Here is a 15,451-nt window from a genome sequence, read left to right as displayed (position 1 = left end):
ATGCGGATCACCGTGACCGTGAACGGCGAGCAGCACACGAGGGACGTGGAGCCCAGGCTGCTGCTCGTGCACTTCCTGCGCGACGAACTCGGGCTCACCGGCACCCACTGGGGCTGCGACACCTCCAACTGCGGGGTGTGCACCGTCTGGCTGGACGGGACGCCGGTCAAGTCCTGCACCGTGCTCGCGGTGATGGCCGACGGCCATGAGGTGCGGACCGTCGAGGGTCTGGCGCACGGGGCCGAACTCGACCCGGTGCAAAAGGGATTCATCGCCTGCCACGGGCTGCAGTGCGGCTTCTGCACGCCGGGGATGATGATGACCGCCCGCTGGCTGCTCGACCACGACGCGGATCCGTCCGAGGAGGACATCCGCGAAGCCATCTCCGGACAGGTGTGCCGCTGCACCGGCTACGAGAACATCGTGCGCTCCATCCGCTGGGCCGCCGAGCACGGCGGCGGGCAGGGAACCGCCGACGCGGGCACCGAGCCGGCGCACGGCCGTGAAGAGCCGGCGCCCGGCCGCGAGGAGGTGCGGGCATGACGACCACCGAGGAGCGGCCGGTCGGTTTCGGACGGATGCCCCGCAAGGAGGACGCGCGGTTCGTCCGTGGCCACGGAACCTACGTCGACGACGTCCGGCTGCCCGGCATGCTGCACGGCGCCATTCTGCGCAGCCCGCTGGCGCACGCCCGGATCGTGTCGGTCGACACCAGCGCCGCCGAGGCGCACCCCAAGGTCAAGGCCGTGATCACCGGGGAGACCCTGGCCGGTCTCGGGCTGGCCTGGATGCCCACGATCTCGTACGACACCCAGGCGGTGCTGGCCACCGACAAGGTGCGCTTCCAGGGCCAGGAGGTCGCCTTCGTCGTCGCCGAGGACCGCTACGCCGCGCGGGACGCTCTCGAACTGATCGATGTGGAGTACGAGCCGCTGCCGCCGGTCGTCGACGCCCTGCGGGCGATGGAGCCGGACGCACCGGTGATCCGTGACGACAAGGAGGACCAGAGCGACAACCACATCTTCGACTGGTCGGCCGGTGACAAGGAGCGCACCGACGAGGTCTTCGCGGGCGCCGAGGTCGTGGTGGCGCAGGACATGCTGTATCCGAGGGTGCACCCGGCGCCGCTGGAGACCTGTGGCACCGTCGCGGACATGGACGCCATCACCGGGAAGCTGACGGTGTGGTCCACCACGCAGGCCCCGCACGCCCACCGCACGCTGTACGCGATGGTGGCCGGCATCCCGGAGCACAAGATACGCATCATCTCCCCGGACATCGGAGGCGGTTTCGGCAACAAGGTCGGCATCTACCCGGGTTATGTGTGCGCGGTCGTCGGTTCGATCGTCACCGGCAAGCCGGTCAAGTGGGTGGAGGACCGCTCGGAGAACCTGATGAGCACGTCCTTCGCCCGCGACTACCACATGCACGGGGAGATCGCGGCGACGAAGGACGGGAAGATCCTGGGCCTGCGCGTCCAAGTGACCGCCGATCACGGCGCGTTCAACGCCACCGCACAGCCGACGCAGTTCCCGGCCGGCTTCTTCGGGGTGTTCACCGGCTCGTACGACCTGGCCGCCGCACACTGCACCGTGACCGGCGTCTACACCAACAAGGCGCCCGGCGGCGTCGCCTACGCCTGCTCGTTCCGCGTCACCGAGGCCGTGTACCTGGTCGAGCGCATGGTCGACGTGCTCGCCGCCGAACTCGGCATGGACCCGGCCGAGTTGCGGATGCGCAACCTGCTGCGGCCCGGGCAGTTCCCGTACAAGACGCAGACCGGATGGGAGTACGACTCCGGCGACTACCCGCGCGCCCTGCGACTGGCGATGGACATCGCGCACTACGAGGACCTGCGCCGGGAGCAGGCCGAGAAACGCGAGCGCGGCGAGCTCATGGGCATCGGGGTCAGCTTCTTCACCGAGGCCGTCGGCGCGGGCCCGCGGGGGCACATGGACATCCTGGGACTGGGCATGGCCGACGGCGCCGAGCTGAGGGTCCACCCGACCGGCAAGGCGGTCCTGCGCATCTCCGCGCAGACCCAGGGCCAGGGCCACGAGACGACGTTCGCGCAGATCGTCGCCGAGGAACTGGGTATCCCGCCCGAGGACGTCGAGGTGGTGCACGGCGACACCGACCAGACACCGTTCGGGCTCGGCACCTACGGATCCCGCTCGACGCCGGTGTCCGGAGCGGCGGCCGCGATGGTCGCCCGCAAGGTGCGCGAACGCGCGAAGATCGTCGCCTCCGCGATGCTCGAAGTGAGCCCGGACGACCTGGAATGGGAGAAGGGCCGCTGGTACGTCACGGGCGACCCCGACCAGGGCAGGACCATGGCCGAGATCGCGCTCGCCGCACACTCCACCCTGGAGCTGCCCGAGGGCGTCGAGGGCCACCTGGACGCGACCTGCGTCTACAACCCGCCGAACCTCACCTTCCCCTTCGGCGCGTACATCTGCGTCGCCGACGTGGACGCGGACACCGGCCAGGTGAAGGTCCGCCGGTTCGTCGCCGTGGACGACTGCGGCAACCGGATCAACCCCATGATCGTCGAGGGGCAGGTGCACGGCGGACTCGCCGACGGCCTCGGCATGGCGCTCATGCAGGTGATCGCCTTCGACGAGGACGGCAACTGCCTCGGCGGATCGTTCATGGACTATCTCCTGCCCACCTCGGTCGAGTGCCCGTCCTGGGAACTCGGCGAGACCGTCACCCCCTCCCCGCACCACCCCATCGGAGCCAAGGGCGTCGGCGAGTCCGCCACGGTGGGCTCACCCGCCGCGGTGGTCAACGCCGTGGTCGACGCGTTGCAGCCGCTCGGCGTACGCCATGTCGACATGCCGCTGACGCCCGCCGCGGTGTGGCGGGCCGCGCAGGGCCGGCCGCTGCGCCCGGACCTGGCGATCACCTGAGGCGCCCGCGATGACGAACACCGAACTGCTGACCCGGGCGGACGTGCTCCGGCACGGCCGGACCCCGTTCGTCCTGGCCACCGTCGTCCACGCGGAACGGCCCACGAGCGCCAAGCCCGGGGACAGCGCGCTGGTGCTGCCCGACGGCACCGTCGAGGGCTTCGTCGGCGGCACCTGCGCCGAGACGACGGTGCAACTGCAGGGCCTGCGGGTGCTGCAGACCGGCGAGTCGCTGCTGCTGAGGATCACGCCCGGCGCGGACAGCGGGCCCGAAGGCGCGCAGGAGCCCGGCGAAGGCCTGGTCACGGTGGCCAACCCCTGCCTGTCGGGCGGAACGCTCGACATCTTCCTCGAAGCCAACCTCCCCCCGGCGCTGGCGTACGTCTACGGACACGCCCCCATCGCCCGCGCCCTGCTCGACGTCGGTCGCGTACTCGGCCTCGACACCCGGCCTGCCTCGCCCGGGGAGCCGCTGCCTCCCGATCTGGACGTCGTGGTCATCGCCACGCACGGCCGCGACGAGGAGACCGTGCTGATCGAGGCCGCCCGCGCCGGGGTCCCGTACATCGGGCTGGTGGCCAGTCCCAAGCGCGGCGCGGCGGTGCTCGCCGGGCTGGATCTCACCGAGGAACAACGCGCGCGCGTCCACACCCCGGCCGGCCTGGACATCGGCGCCCGGACCCCGGCGGAGATCGCACTGTCGGTGTACGCCGAGATCATCGCCCTGCGGCCGCAGACGGCCCGAGCCGCGCGCCCCGGTGCCGACACCGTCGCGCCGCGGGCCGTGGCCGAGGACGTGGATCCCGTGTGCGGCATGACCGTGGCGATCACGCCCGCCACCCTCTCACTGGACCGGGCCGGCACCACCGTGTACTTCTGCGGGCCGGGGTGCCAGCACGCCTTCGCCGACGACCCCTCCCGGTACACGCATGCCTGACCTCGACGCCCTCGTACCCGATGTCCCCGCCCTGCGCTCCCGTCTGGACGCCGTCGGCTATCTGGCGGACGACGCCCTGGCCACGGCGCTGCTGCTGGCCGTGCGCATGCGGCAGCCGATCCTGCTGGAGGGCGAGCCCGGCGTAGGCAAGACCGAGGCGGCCCGCGCGCTCGCCGCCGTGCTCGACACCTCACTGATCCGGCTGCAGTGCTACGAGGGACTGTCCTCGGCCGAGGCCCTCTACGAGTGGAACTATCCACGGCAGCTCCTGGCCATCCGGCTGGCCGAGTCCCGCGGGGAGCCCCTGCGGGACGCCGACCTGTTCACCGAGGACTACCTGCTGCCCCGGCCCCTGCTCGCCGCGATCTGCCACCCGGGACCGCGACCGGCGGTGCTGCTCATCGACGAGGTGGACCGCGCCGACGACGAGTTCGAGGCCTTCCTGCTGGAACTGCTCGCCGATGCCGCGGTCACAATCCCCGAACTCGGCACCCGGACGGCTGTGGTGCCGCCGGTGGCCGTACTGACCTCCAACCGCACCCGGGACCTGCACGACGCGCTCAAACGCCGCTGCCTCTACCACTGGATCGACTACCCGGACACCGCACGAGTCGCCGCGATCGTCCGCAGACGGGTGCCTGGGTCGGGCGAGTGGCTGGCCGCGCGCGTGGCGCACGGGGTGGCGCGCCTGCGCGCCCGGCAGGAGCTCACCAAGCCGCCCGGCATCGCCGAGGCGATCGACTGGGCGGGCGCGCTGCAGGCGCTGGGGCTCTCTGTTCTCGACGCCGACGCCGCCGACCGCACCCTGGGGGCAGTGCTCAAGTACGCCGAGGACCTCGAGGCCGTGCGCCGGGCGGGAGTGGCGGAGCTGGTCGACGCGGAGCCGGGCTCCGATGCCTGACCTGCCGGAACTGGCCGCCTCGTTCACCGCCGCCCTGCAGGATGCGGGGATCGCGGTGGGCCCCGACCGTACCCGCAGCTTCGCCCGGGCGCTCACCCTGCTGGCACCGTCGACGACGCGCGAGCTGCGGCACTGCGCGCTCGCCACCCTGGTGTCCGACCCGGAGCAGATCGAGCCGTTCGACGCGGTCTTCCGCGAGGTCTTCGGCGGCCCGGCCGACCGTGGAGCACAACGCGGGCACCCCGGCGACCCGCCCCGATCGCTTCCGAACGCCGTTCCCGGCCGTGTCCCCGGCACCCGGAAGGCCGTCACGGACGGACGAGGCCGGGACGCCGACGCACAGCCGCGGGAGGCTCCCGTACCCCTCGCCGCCAGTCCGTTCGACCGTCTCGCGAGCCGCGACTTCGCGGACCTGTCCGCCGAGGAGCTGGCACGACTCTCCGAGGTGATGCGCACCCTCGTGCTCCGCACCCCGACCCGGCCGTCCCGCCGGCACCGCACCGCGCACCACGGTGCGCGCATCGACGTGCGCCGCACCCTCTCCGACAGCCGGCGCACCGGCGGACACCCGCTGCGGCTGCGCCGCTTCGTGCCCCGCACCCGCCCCCGCGACCTCGTCGTGCTCTGCGACATCTCCGGATCGATGGAGCCCTATGCTCGCGCGATGCTGCAACTGCTCTACTGTGCCGCCCGCGTCGCCCGCGCCGAGGTCTTCACCTTCGCCACCCGGCTCACACGCCTCACCCCCGTCCTCCGGCGGGCCGGGCCGGACGACGCCCTGGTACGGGCCGGACGGGCGGCCCCCGACTGGTCCGGGGGCACCCGGATCGCGGAGTGCCTGGCGGAGTTCAACGAGCGGTTCGGCCGGCGCGGCATGGCGCACGGCGCCGTGGTCGCCATCATCTCCGACGGCTGGGACACCGGGGCGCCCGCCGACCTCGCCACCCACATGGCGCGGCTGTCCCGGGTCGCCTACCGCGTCGTATGGGTCAACCCGCGCACGGCAAGCCCGCGCTACCGTCCGCTCGTGGCCGGCATGGCGGCGGCGCTGCCCTACTGCGACGCCGTCGTCAGCGCCCACAACCTCGCGGCCCTGGACGAGTTCACCGCCGCTCTGTCCGCCCCGCGCCGCCGCCGATGACCACCGCCGTGGCGATCGTCACGGCGGTCTTCGAGGGCCGTTGCGTACGCTGATCCCGACCGTTCAGGACAGTCGGCATCCGGTCGGTTTGCGTCCACGGCGTCACGCGTGTGGCCGGCCGGTGGGCGCCTCCCGCTCCAGCAGTTCGCTGCGCAACTCGAGCGGGGTCACTCCGTGCCACCGGCGCACCGCCCGCCGGAGTGCACTCATGTCGGCGAAGCCTGCCTGGCGTGTGATGTCACGGAGAGTCAGTTCCGGTCGTCGTAGCAGTTGTTCGACCTGTTCGCGGCGTACCCCGTCGACGATCGACTCGTACGTGGTGCCGCACTCGGCCAGGCGACGACGCAGGGTGCGTTCGCTGGACGCGTGTCTGCGGGCCTGCTCGGGGAACGAGGGGACGGCCGGAAGGCTCTGCGCGATGGAGATTTCCAGCACCTCGAGCAGATCCTGCTGGTCGCGTCGTGACGCCATCTCCCGCTCCAGCACGTCGAGCACCGAGGTGTAGGTGATGGGGTCCCGCCCCGGCATGGCCGCACAGGCCCACCGAGTGGGGATCACCATGACGTTGCCGGGGGCGTCGAAGCGCAGGGGGCAACGGAACAGTTCGTCGAACGGGCGCGTGTCGCGCGGGGCGGGGAAGGCGAACTCGACCGCCCGCGGGGCGAACGCGGCGCCGACGCTGAGCCGGGTGAGGGTGACGACGCTGGAGTACGCCTCCTCGATCAGGAAGACGGCGACCGTCGGATCCAGCGCGGGGTCTGGCAGATCGGCGCGCAACACGTAGCCGGCGTCCTCCCAGCGGGCCGACCACACCGTCATCGTCCCGGAAAGGTTCTGATAACGCACGCCGGTCTCGATGGCTTCCTGATGCGTGCCGGCGGCCATCATGGCGAAGCCGAGCAGCCCCCACGCGGTCAGGTGCTGCGCCGCGCCCACGCGCAGCCCCAGGTGCTCGTCCCCGGTCAGCGCCACCGCCTGGCGGATGACGTCGCTGCCCTGCCGGTAGGAGACCCGCAGCGCGGCGGAGGCCATCACCGTCGGGTCCAGCCCGACCCGGGTCAGCAGGGGCTGCAGGTCGACGCCGTACTCGTCGGCGACCCGGGCGAGGTAGCGGAGGATGTTCGGCGCGATGGTGGCCGAGGTGCTGCGGTTCGTTCCCGGAGATGTGACCGCAGCGGGAGCATCAGACATCGCGTTCCCTCTCACCAGGGCGTTTCTCGCTTCACTGTAAGCAGCCGGCCCGCGCCTGTCGCGGCCGTGGCCGCCAGAGCCCCCTTTTCGGCCTCTGGCGCGCTGCACACGGCCTTTTCGCCCTCCCTACCTTTTGCGGAAACCCACCTGCCTTGCTGTCCGTGACGCACGGGACACCGGCGCGAGAGCGCAAGAGACGAAGGCTCACCATGACTGCACCTCTTCAGACCCCGGCTCGGCGACGATCTGTGCCCCGGAGCCCGCTTGTGGCGGCCCGACGGGCCGTGGCGACGGTGTTCGCCGCCCAGGGAGCAGCGGTGGCCGCGGTGTCCACCACGGTGCCCGCCGTCAAGGAGCGTCTCTCGTTCTCCCCGCTGACGATGACCGTGCTCGTCGTGGCCGTCGCATTGAGCGCCGGCGTCGGCAGCTTCGCCGGACTGGCCGTGATCCGACGTCTGGGGCTGGTCGCCGCCATGCGGGCCGCCGCCGTGGCGGCCGCCACGGCTCTGCTCCTGATCGGCTGGGCTCCCGACCGGGCCGTGGTCGCGGTGTCCTACGGGTTGTTCGGCACAACGCTGGGTTGCATCGACGTGTCGGCGAACACCCGGGCCGCGGCCGTCGAACGCCACTACGGCCGGAGCGTCTTCGCCTCCTTCTACGCTGCCTGGAGCGCAGCGGGCGTCGCGGCCGCTCTGCTGACCGCGGGCACGTCTCACCTCGGCCTGCCCGCCGAGTACACGCTGACGGCACAGGCCGGCCTCGTCCTGGCCCTCGCCCTGACCGTCCGCTCGCACGCGCTTCCCACCGGCTCACCACTCGCCGTGTCCGCCCATGGGGAGTCCGTCGTGCCCGCGCGCGGACTGTGGGTCAGACTCGCCCCGTTCGGCCTTGTCCTCCTGGTCGCTTATGTCATCGACTCCACGGTCTCGTCGTGGTCGACGCTCTATCTCCACCAGACCCTGGACACCGCCCTGTCCCTCGCACCCCTGGCCTATGCGGCCTACCAGGTCGGGACCGTCACCGGGCGGGCCTGCGCCGACCACCTCGTACGCACGATCGGCCCGGCAGCCGTGATCCGTGCCGCCACCCTGCTCACCGCCACGGCCCTGGCCGGACTGGCAGCCGCCCCCGCCTGGCCGTACGCGGTCCTGGCCGCCGCGTGCACCGGGCTCGGGGTATCCGCACTCGCCCCCCTGTGCCTCGCTTCCGCCGGACGCCTGCGACCGGGGGCGACCGAAGCGGTCCTGGCCCGGATGAATGTCTTCAACTACACAGGTGTGCTCGCCGGCGGGGCCGTCAGCGGAATCCTCGGGTCCACCGGCCATTTCCGACTCGCCTACGGGATACCCGCCGCACTCGTCCTCGCGCTGCTGGCGACCGCACGGTCTTTCGGTCGATCGTGGCCTGTGAGCGCCTGAAGGGAGCCTGGCCGCCCAAGCCCCCTCTTTGACCGCACGGACCATTTCCCACTGAACCGCGGATGAATAAGTTCTCCTCAGTCCTCAGAAATGAGACTGTGAACGACTGGAAAAAGAGGATCTGGTTTATGGGGAATATTCAGTACGACACGTGCGTGATCGGAGCGGGACCTGCCGGGCTGGCGGTCGCCAGAGCCCTGACGGAGCGGAATCTGCCGTACACGCATCTCGAGCGGCACACAGGGCCCGGCGGCATCTGGGATATCGACAATCCCGGCAGCCCGATGTACGAGTCGGCCCATTTCATTTCCAGCAGGACTCTCTCGGGCTTCGGAGGTTTTCCCATGCCCGACGAATTCGCTGACTACCCCCCGCACCGGCAGATCCTCTCGTACCTGAGGTCCTTCGCCGACGCCTACGACCTGACGGAACGTATTCAGTTCGGCGTCGAGGTGGAAAGCGTGGAGAAGAACGCCGACGGCACCTGGGCGGTCACCCGGACCGACGGACAGCGAACCGTGCACGACCAGGTCGTGGTGTGCACGGGTGCCCAGTGGCACCCCAACGTCCCGGAACTGCCCGGGAACTTCACCGGCGAGATCCGCCACACGGTCGGCTACCGCAGCGCGGAGGAACTGCGCGGCAAGCGGGTCCTGGTCGTGGGAGCCGGAAACTCCGGCTGCGACATCGCCTGCGACGCGGCCCGCAGCGCGGACCACGCCGTGATCAGCATGCGCCGTGGCTACTGGTTCATCCCCAAGCACCTCTTCGGCCGGCCGGTGGACACCATCGCGGGCGGCGGGCCGCACCTGCCGATGTGGCTGGCGCAGCGGGTCTTCGGCACCCTCCTGCGCATCCTCAACGGCGACCCGACGCGCCTGGGCCTGCAGAAGCCGGACCACAAGCTGTTCGAGACCCACCCCGCGATCAACTCGATGCTGATCCACCACCTCCAGCACGGCGACATCACCGCCAAACCGGGGATCGCCCGCACCGAGGGCAGGACGGTCCGCTTCACGGACGGCACCCGCGACGACTTCGACCTGATCCTGCTGGCCACCGGTTACGTCCACAAGGTGCCGGTCGCGCAGAAGTACTTCGGTGACGAGCAGCACCCCGACCTGTACCTGTCGTCGTTCTCCCGCGAGCACCAGGGCCTGTGCGGAGTCGGCTTCGTCGAGACCAACTCCGGCGCGTACCGGCTCTTCGACACCCAGGCCCAGCTGATCGCCGGGCACATCCACGACGCACGGCATCGACTGCCGAACGCGGAGCGATTCGCCGGCATGATCCGTACCGACCGCCCGGACCTGTCCGGCGGCATCAAGTTCGTCGACTCGCCCCGGCACACCGGCTACGTCGACAGCGGGGCCATCGTGAAGCACCTTGCCAAGATCGCGGCCGAGATGGGCTGGCGCACCGAGGGCCGGCCGCCGCGCGCGCGGTCCCTGCGGGACGTGGAGGCGGTGTCATGAGCGGCTTCGACTTCCATGACAAGGTCATGCTGGTGACCGGCGGCGCCGGCGGGATCGGCAGCGCGATGTGCCGTCGCTTCGCCGCCGGGGGCGCCCGCTGCGTGGTCGTCGACATCGACGAGGCCCGTGCCGAGCAGGTCGCCTTCGCGCTTCCCGGCGCCGGCCACACCGCTTTCGGCTGCGACCTGGAGGACCGGGCCCAGGTGGAGCACCTTTTCGATCAGGTCACCCACACGTACGGCCGCCTCGACGTGCTCGTCAACAACGTGGGAATGACCAGCGCCGAACGCTTCGACGTGCGCAGCGTCGAGAGCATCGAGAAGGAGATCAGCATCAACCTGACCTCGCCGCTGGTGGCCACCAGGCTCGCGATCCCGCTGCTGCAGGCCTCCCTGGATGCCCGCGTGGTCACCACTGTCTCCCTCGGCGGGATCTTCCCGCTGGGCGAGACCCCGATCTACACGGCCTCGAAGTTCGGGCTGCGCGGGGCGATGCTCGCCCTCGGGCTCGACCTGAGGAGCAAGGGCATCCTGGCCGGGTCGGTGCTGCCGTCGGCGACCGACACCCGGATGCTGCGCCAGGAAGCCGTGGACGGCGGGAACTCCATGCAGTTCCAGGATCCGCCACAGCAGCCCGCCGACGTCGTGGCGGCCGTGGTGACCCTGCTCGACAAGCCCCGCCTGGAGGCCTACCCCCGGCCCGGTGAGTCCCGCCTGGTCCGGTTCGTGATGCTGGCGCCGAACCTGTTGCCGAAGGTGCTCCCGCTGTTCCGTCAGAGGGGTGAGCGCGGCATGGCCCGCTATCTCGACGAGCTGCGCCGCCGGGGACTGGCACGGCAGATCGAAGGACGTTGGGAGCTGGTGGAGGAGAAGTGACAGCCGAGAGCTCCGCCACGCTGAGCGTCGTCAACCCGGCCACCAGGGAGCTGATCACCACCGTGCCCGCCATGAACGCCGAAGAGGTCGCCAAGGCTGCTGAGCGGGCCCGGCAGGTCTTCGCATCCGGCGTGTGGTCCCGGCTGCCGGTCCGGGAGCGCAGCCGCGTGCTGCTGCGACTCGCCGACCTGATGGAACGCGACGCCGGGATCCTGGCCCGGCTGGACAGCGAGGACGCGGGAAAGCCGATCACAGAGTGCCTCACCGGCGACGTACCCGGTGCTGTCGAGTCGATCCGCTGGTTCGCCGAAGCGGCCGACAAGGTATTCGGCAGGATCGCACCCGGCGGACAGGACGGCCTGGGTCTGATGAGCCGGGAACCGGTCGGGGCGGTGGCGGCGATCCTGCCCTGGAACTACCCGCTGGCCATGACCGCGTGGAAGGCCGGTCCCGCCCTCGCCGCGGGCAACTGCCTGCTGGTCAAGCCCGCCGAGGCAACCCCGCGCTCGGCCCTGCACCTGGCCGGACTCGCCGCCGAGGCCGGCCTCCCCGAGGGGGTCCTCACGGTCCTGACCGGCCACGGATCCGTCACCGGCGCCGCGCTGGCCCGCAGCCCCGTCGTGGGTGCCCTCTCGTTCACCGGCTCCACCGGGACCGGGCGCCGCATCCTCAAGGACGCGGCCGACAGCAACTTCAAACGCGTCTCGCTGGAGATGGGCGGCAAGAGCCCCCAGGTGCTGATGGCCGACGCGCTCGCCTACGGGGACGAGCTCATCGACCACATGATCGAGGCCGCGTTCCTGACGATGGGGCAGAACTGCACGGCCGGTTCCCGCGTCCTGATCCACGACAGCATCGCCGTCGAGGTACTGGAGCGGTTCACGACCGCCGCGAAGCGCCTGGTCATCGGCGATCCCGCGGACCCTGGCACTCAGCTGGGGCCACTGATCGACCGGGCGGCCTTCGACCGGGTGGCGGCGGCTGTGGAAGCCGCCCGGGCCGGTGGAGCCCGCATTCACACCGGAGGGCTGCCGCACGGCCTGCCACAGCGTGGGGCCTACTACCCGCCCACCGTGATCACCCACGCTCCCGAAGACAGCGACGTACTCACCAAGGAACTGTTCGGCCCCGTCGTCACCGTCCAGACCTTCACCTCCGAAGACGAGGCGATACATCTGGCGAACGCCACCGAATACGGGCTTGCCGCCTCGGTGTGGACCCGCGACCTCGACACCGCCCTCCGGTTGGCACGCGGCGTCCAGGCCGGCGTGGTCTCCGTCAACGCCTACAGCGAGGGCGACATCACCACACCCTTCGGCGGCTGGAAACAGTCCGGGTTCGGCGGCGTGGAGAAGTCGACCAACGCCTTCGACCAGTGGACCCGGGAGAAGACCGTCTGGATCCACATCCGGTGATCCGACGTGCCGGGTCTCCGGTTGCGGCCGCGTTCGCCCCCGCACCTCGGCATCTGTGCACACGCGCCCTCCTCCGCTTCGACGCCCTCGCCGCGAAGGCGGGGAGCGAACGCCCGTCGGAGGCCGGCAGACCCTGCCGGCCGAAGCTCTCGCCGAGGCGGTCCGCGCTGTCCACACCGCCCGGTGACGGGCGAGCGGCTCAGCCTGGGCGTGCAGGTCGGCAACCTGGCCGCGTCACCGGCGCCCCTGGCGGACCGGTCCGGCCGGCCGCCCACAGGCGCCGGCGTCATCACCACGGTGCACCGGGCCGGGCGCCACCGCGCCGACGTACGCGGCGCGCTGCTCGCCACGCCACCGGACTTCGAGACACGGTTGCTGGCGGACCACGGCTGGACCCCGTGCCCCGCGCGCCACTGCCCTTCCCAGCATCGCCGCCGGCGCCGACGACCGCTCGGTGCACCGCAGCGCGTCGCCGAGCCGCCCGCAGCTGGGAGAGCCGCTTCGTGGGGCTGGGCGCGGTCGGCCACCTCCGACTCCGCGAGGACGGAGCTGCTCACGGGCTTCTGGTCAGCAGTGGGGGAGTACCACGGGCTGGGCGCCGTCACCGGGTACGACCAGGAGACCACCGGTCAGCGAAAGCATCTAGGGTATGAGTGCAGATTCAGCTGTTTACCCACGAAGGCGGGTATTCGGTGAGGAAAGAGCGGCTAACGCCCGAGTTGCCCGACTCGCTCGGCGCAGCGCAGACCGCGGAACTGCCGTACCAGCAGTCCGCCCTGGACACTGCTCGTGCTGTGGCTCGGGGCGCTGCCCTGGTGGCCGCTGTGCTGGGCGCGGCGGGCCTGTCCGGATGGATCCTCGGTATCGACGTCCTGCGGCGCGGGCCCGGTGCCGGCTCGACCATGAACGCGAACACCGGCGTGGCCCTGCTGGCACTCGGCACGTCCCTCTTTCTGGTGGCTCGCGCCCGCGTCACCCGGTGGGCGAGCACCGTGGCCCGTGCGGCCGCGGCTCTGGCCGCCTTGATCGGCGGGCTCACCACGGTGGAGTACGTGACCGGGGCCGGCCTGGGCGTCGATGAACTGCTGTTCCGGGACGACACGGCGCGAATGGCGACAGAGGTGCCCGGACGGATGGCGCCGAACACGGCTTCAGCCCTGTTGATCGGGGGCGCGGCGGCCCTGTGTGCGAGCACGTCCCGAATCCCCGCCTGGGCGAGCCAGGTACCGGGACTCGCCGTTCTCGCGTTGGGAATGCTGCGGCTGTACGGGGTCGCGTACTCCGTTCCCGAACTGGAGCGGTTCGGGGCCTACAAGGGCATGTCCCCGTACACCGGGCTGGCCCTGGTGCTGCTGGGCATCGCCGCCTTCCTCGCCCGGCCGGACGGTGGTCCTGCCGGACTGCTGATGAACGCGGGCACCACGGGCGCCCTGGGGCGCCGGCTGTTCGCCACCATCCTGGTAGTGCCGCCACTGCTGGGCTGGCTCGTCCTGGCCGGTGAGGACGCGGGGCTGTTCGGAACGCGTCTGGGCACCGCGCTGCTGGTGTCCGGACACGTGGTCGTCTTCTGCGCGATCATCTTCGTGGCGTTGGGCGTCGGCCGCCGTATCGAGGTGGCGCACGCCCGTGCGGAGTGGCAGGTGCGGCAGAACGAACTGCTGCAGGCGTTCATGGACCACACGCCCGCTGTGGTGTTCATCAAGGACCTGGAGGGTCGCTTCCTGGCGGTCAACACGACGTTCGAGAAGAGCCTGGGCCTGTCCCGCGATCAGGTACTGGGCCGCCGGGACCGGGATGTCATGCCACCCGACCTCGCGCATCGGGCGCGAACCGCCGACCTCGCCATGCTGGCACGAGGCGACCCCGTACAACGGGAGGAACTTCTCCCCCTGCCAGGAGGTCCGCGGGATCTCCTCACCAGTCTGTTCCCGCTCTCCACCGCTTCCGGCGGTCCCTACGCCATATGCGGCGTGGTCACCGACATCACCGAACGAGTCGCGGCCCAGCGCGAGGTTCGCCGAGCCCATCAGCGCTTCCTCGCGCTCCTGGAATCCGCGCCCGACGCCACCCTGATCACGGACGGCGACGGCACCATCACCATGGCCAACGCGCAGGTGCAACGACTGTTCGGCCATGCGCCGGACAACCTCGTCGGCACCCAGGTCATCGATCTGGTACCCGCCCCGCGACGCCGACGCCACAGCGCGCTCCTCCGTGCCTACCTACGGCAGGCGGAACCGAAACCGATCGTCCTGGACCAGGGGCTGTACGGGCTGGACAGCAACGGCGCTGAGTTCCCCGTCGAGGTGAGCGTCAGCAGCCTCCAGGCCGGAGAGGAGACGCTGGTGTTCCTGTCCGTACGGGACATCACCGAACGCAGGCAGGCCGAGGCCGAACGCGCCGAGCGCTACGAGGAGCACCGGCGCATCGCCTACACCTTGCAGCACAGCCTCATGGGCGAACCGCCCCGTCTGCCCGGCCTGCCCAGCGCTCACCGATACCTGGCGTCCGTCCGGGACCCGGGAGTCGGCGGCGACTGGTTCGACATCATTCCCCTGGACCGGAACCGCACCGGCATCGTGGTCGGCGACGTGATGGGCCGCGGCCTGGAGGCGGCTGCCGTCATGGGCCAGCTGCGCGCAGCCGCCCATGCCCTGGCCCGGACGGACATACCACCCAGCCGGCTCATGGCCGGGCTGGACGCGTTCGTCGGCGACATGGCGGACCAGCTCGTCACCTGCGTCCACCTGGTGGTGGACCAGAGCATTCACGAGGTCACCCTGTGCTCGGCGGGCCACCTGCCGGTCATCGCCCTGTCCCCCGACGGGATCGCCTACCGGCTGGAGACAGCAGTCGGTGTACCGCTGGGCGTCAACGATTCGTGCTGCGACGCCGTGGCGTTCCGGCAGACGAGCCTGCCGCTGCCGCCGGGCAGCACTCTGGCGCTCTACACCGACGGTCTCGTCGAAAGGCCCGGCACCGACATCGAGGAGCAGATCGACGTCCTCGCCCGCACTCTCGCCGTCGCGCTGAAGGGCCTTCCCGTAGATCCGCAGAGCCTCGAGCAGGCCGCAGACCGGCTGGTCGGAACCCTCATTCCGGACCCGGCCGCGCATGATGACGACATCACACTGCTCCTGGTCGGGCTGCCCGAAACGGATGGAGGAGGTTCTTGCGCATGACCGC

The 15,451-nt window shown here is 71.0% G+C and carries 11 protein-coding genes and 1 pseudogene; 11 read left to right on the top strand and 1 reads right to left on the bottom strand.

Going from position 1 to position 15,451, the window contains the following annotated elements; genetic code table 11:
- From ACWC5O_RS03615 to ACWC5O_RS03595, 5 genes are read left to right on the top strand one after another with little or no spacing between them, the layout of a single operon-like run.
- On the top strand, positions 1–543 hold the full coding sequence (locus tag ACWC5O_RS03615; protein ID WP_450584689.1) for a (2Fe-2S)-binding protein: 543 nt from the start codon (positions 1–3) through the stop codon (positions 541–543).
- Positions 540–2,912 (top strand): aerobic carbon-monoxide dehydrogenase large subunit, encoded by a 2,373-nt coding sequence (locus tag ACWC5O_RS03610; RefSeq protein ID WP_450584687.1) that lies wholly within the window; start codon positions 540–542, stop codon positions 2,910–2,912. The genes ACWC5O_RS03615 and ACWC5O_RS03610 overlap by 4 nt, the downstream gene beginning before the upstream one ends.
- 10 nt (positions 2,913–2,922) lie before the next feature.
- The gene (locus ACWC5O_RS03605) at positions 2,923–3,849 is read left to right on the top strand and encodes an XdhC family protein (protein ID WP_450584685.1); all 927 of its coding nucleotides are present in this window, start codon (positions 2,923–2,925) and stop codon (positions 3,847–3,849) included.
- Complete coding sequence (locus ACWC5O_RS03600; protein ID WP_450584683.1) at positions 3,842–4,750, top strand: AAA family ATPase; 909 nt, start codon at positions 3,842–3,844, stop codon at positions 4,748–4,750. The genes ACWC5O_RS03605 and ACWC5O_RS03600 overlap by 8 nt, the downstream gene beginning before the upstream one ends.
- Entirely contained in the window at positions 4,743–5,891 is a 1,149-nt protein-coding gene (locus ACWC5O_RS03595) for a vWA domain-containing protein (protein WP_450584681.1), read from the top strand. The genes ACWC5O_RS03600 and ACWC5O_RS03595 overlap by 8 nt, the downstream gene beginning before the upstream one ends.
- Positions 5,892–5,993: 102 nt before the next feature.
- Here the strand turns inward: ACWC5O_RS03595 and ACWC5O_RS03590 are convergent, their stop codons facing one another.
- The gene (locus ACWC5O_RS03590; protein ID WP_450584679.1) at positions 5,994–7,082 is read right to left on the bottom strand and encodes an AraC family transcriptional regulator; all 1,089 of its coding nucleotides are present in this window, start codon (positions 7,080–7,082) and stop codon (positions 5,994–5,996) included.
- Positions 7,083–7,228: 146 nt separating this feature from the next.
- On the opposite strand from ACWC5O_RS03590, the pseudogene ACWC5O_RS03585 reads away from it, so the two are divergent.
- The 6 genes and pseudogenes from ACWC5O_RS03585 to ACWC5O_RS03560 form a co-directional block, all read left to right on the top strand.
- Positions 7,229–7,711 (top strand): annotated as a pseudogene (locus tag ACWC5O_RS03585) (MFS transporter); the annotation flags it as partial.
- 192 nt (positions 7,712–7,903) lie between these two features.
- The gene (locus ACWC5O_RS03580; RefSeq protein ID WP_450585065.1) at positions 7,904–8,500 is read left to right on the top strand and encodes an MFS transporter; all 597 of its coding nucleotides are present in this window, start codon (positions 7,904–7,906) and stop codon (positions 8,498–8,500) included.
- A 128-nt stretch (positions 8,501–8,628) separates the two neighbouring features.
- Complete coding sequence (locus tag ACWC5O_RS03575) at positions 8,629–9,975, top strand: flavin-containing monooxygenase (RefSeq protein ID WP_450584677.1); 1,347 nt, start codon at positions 8,629–8,631, stop codon at positions 9,973–9,975.
- The gene (locus tag ACWC5O_RS03570; RefSeq protein WP_450584675.1) at positions 9,972–10,850 is read left to right on the top strand and encodes an SDR family NAD(P)-dependent oxidoreductase; all 879 of its coding nucleotides are present in this window, start codon (positions 9,972–9,974) and stop codon (positions 10,848–10,850) included. Before ACWC5O_RS03575 ends, ACWC5O_RS03570 begins: the two co-directional genes overlap by 4 nt.
- The gene (locus tag ACWC5O_RS03565; protein ID WP_450584673.1) at positions 10,826–12,265 is read left to right on the top strand and encodes an aldehyde dehydrogenase family protein; all 1,440 of its coding nucleotides are present in this window, start codon (positions 10,826–10,828) and stop codon (positions 12,263–12,265) included. Before ACWC5O_RS03570 ends, ACWC5O_RS03565 begins: the two co-directional genes overlap by 25 nt.
- Positions 12,266–12,984: 719 nt before the next feature.
- Entirely contained in the window at positions 12,985–15,447 is a 2,463-nt protein-coding gene (locus ACWC5O_RS03560; protein WP_450584671.1) for a PAS domain S-box protein, read from the top strand.
- Positions 15,448–15,451: the final 4 nt, after the last annotated feature.

Source organism: Streptomyces sp. NPDC001450 (assembly GCF_053597295.1).
This window is presented reverse-complemented; position numbering and strand designations above follow the sequence as displayed.

Excerpts from the sequence above, each read along its gene's own strand:
- ACWC5O_RS03600 (WP_450584683.1), top strand. The coding sequence starts at position 3,842 with ATGCCTGACCTCGACGCCCTCGTACCCGATGTCCCCGCCCTGCGCTCC.
- ACWC5O_RS03590 (WP_450584679.1), bottom strand. The coding sequence starts at position 7,082 with ATGTCTGATGCTCCCGCTGCGGTCACATCTCCGGGAACGAACCGCAGC.
- ACWC5O_RS03570 (WP_450584675.1), top strand. The coding sequence starts at position 9,972 with ATGAGCGGCTTCGACTTCCATGACAAGGTCATGCTGGTGACCGGCGGC.
- ACWC5O_RS03575 (WP_450584677.1), top strand. The coding sequence starts at position 8,629 with ATGGGGAATATTCAGTACGACACGTGCGTGATCGGAGCGGGACCTGCC.
- ACWC5O_RS03605 (WP_450584685.1), top strand. The coding sequence starts at position 2,923 with ATGACGAACACCGAACTGCTGACCCGGGCGGACGTGCTCCGGCACGGC.
- ACWC5O_RS03615 (WP_450584689.1), top strand. The coding sequence starts at position 1 with ATGCGGATCACCGTGACCGTGAACGGCGAGCAGCACACGAGGGACGTG.
- ACWC5O_RS03595 (WP_450584681.1), top strand. The coding sequence starts at position 4,743 with ATGCCTGACCTGCCGGAACTGGCCGCCTCGTTCACCGCCGCCCTGCAG.
- ACWC5O_RS03610 (WP_450584687.1), top strand. The coding sequence starts at position 540 with ATGACGACCACCGAGGAGCGGCCGGTCGGTTTCGGACGGATGCCCCGC.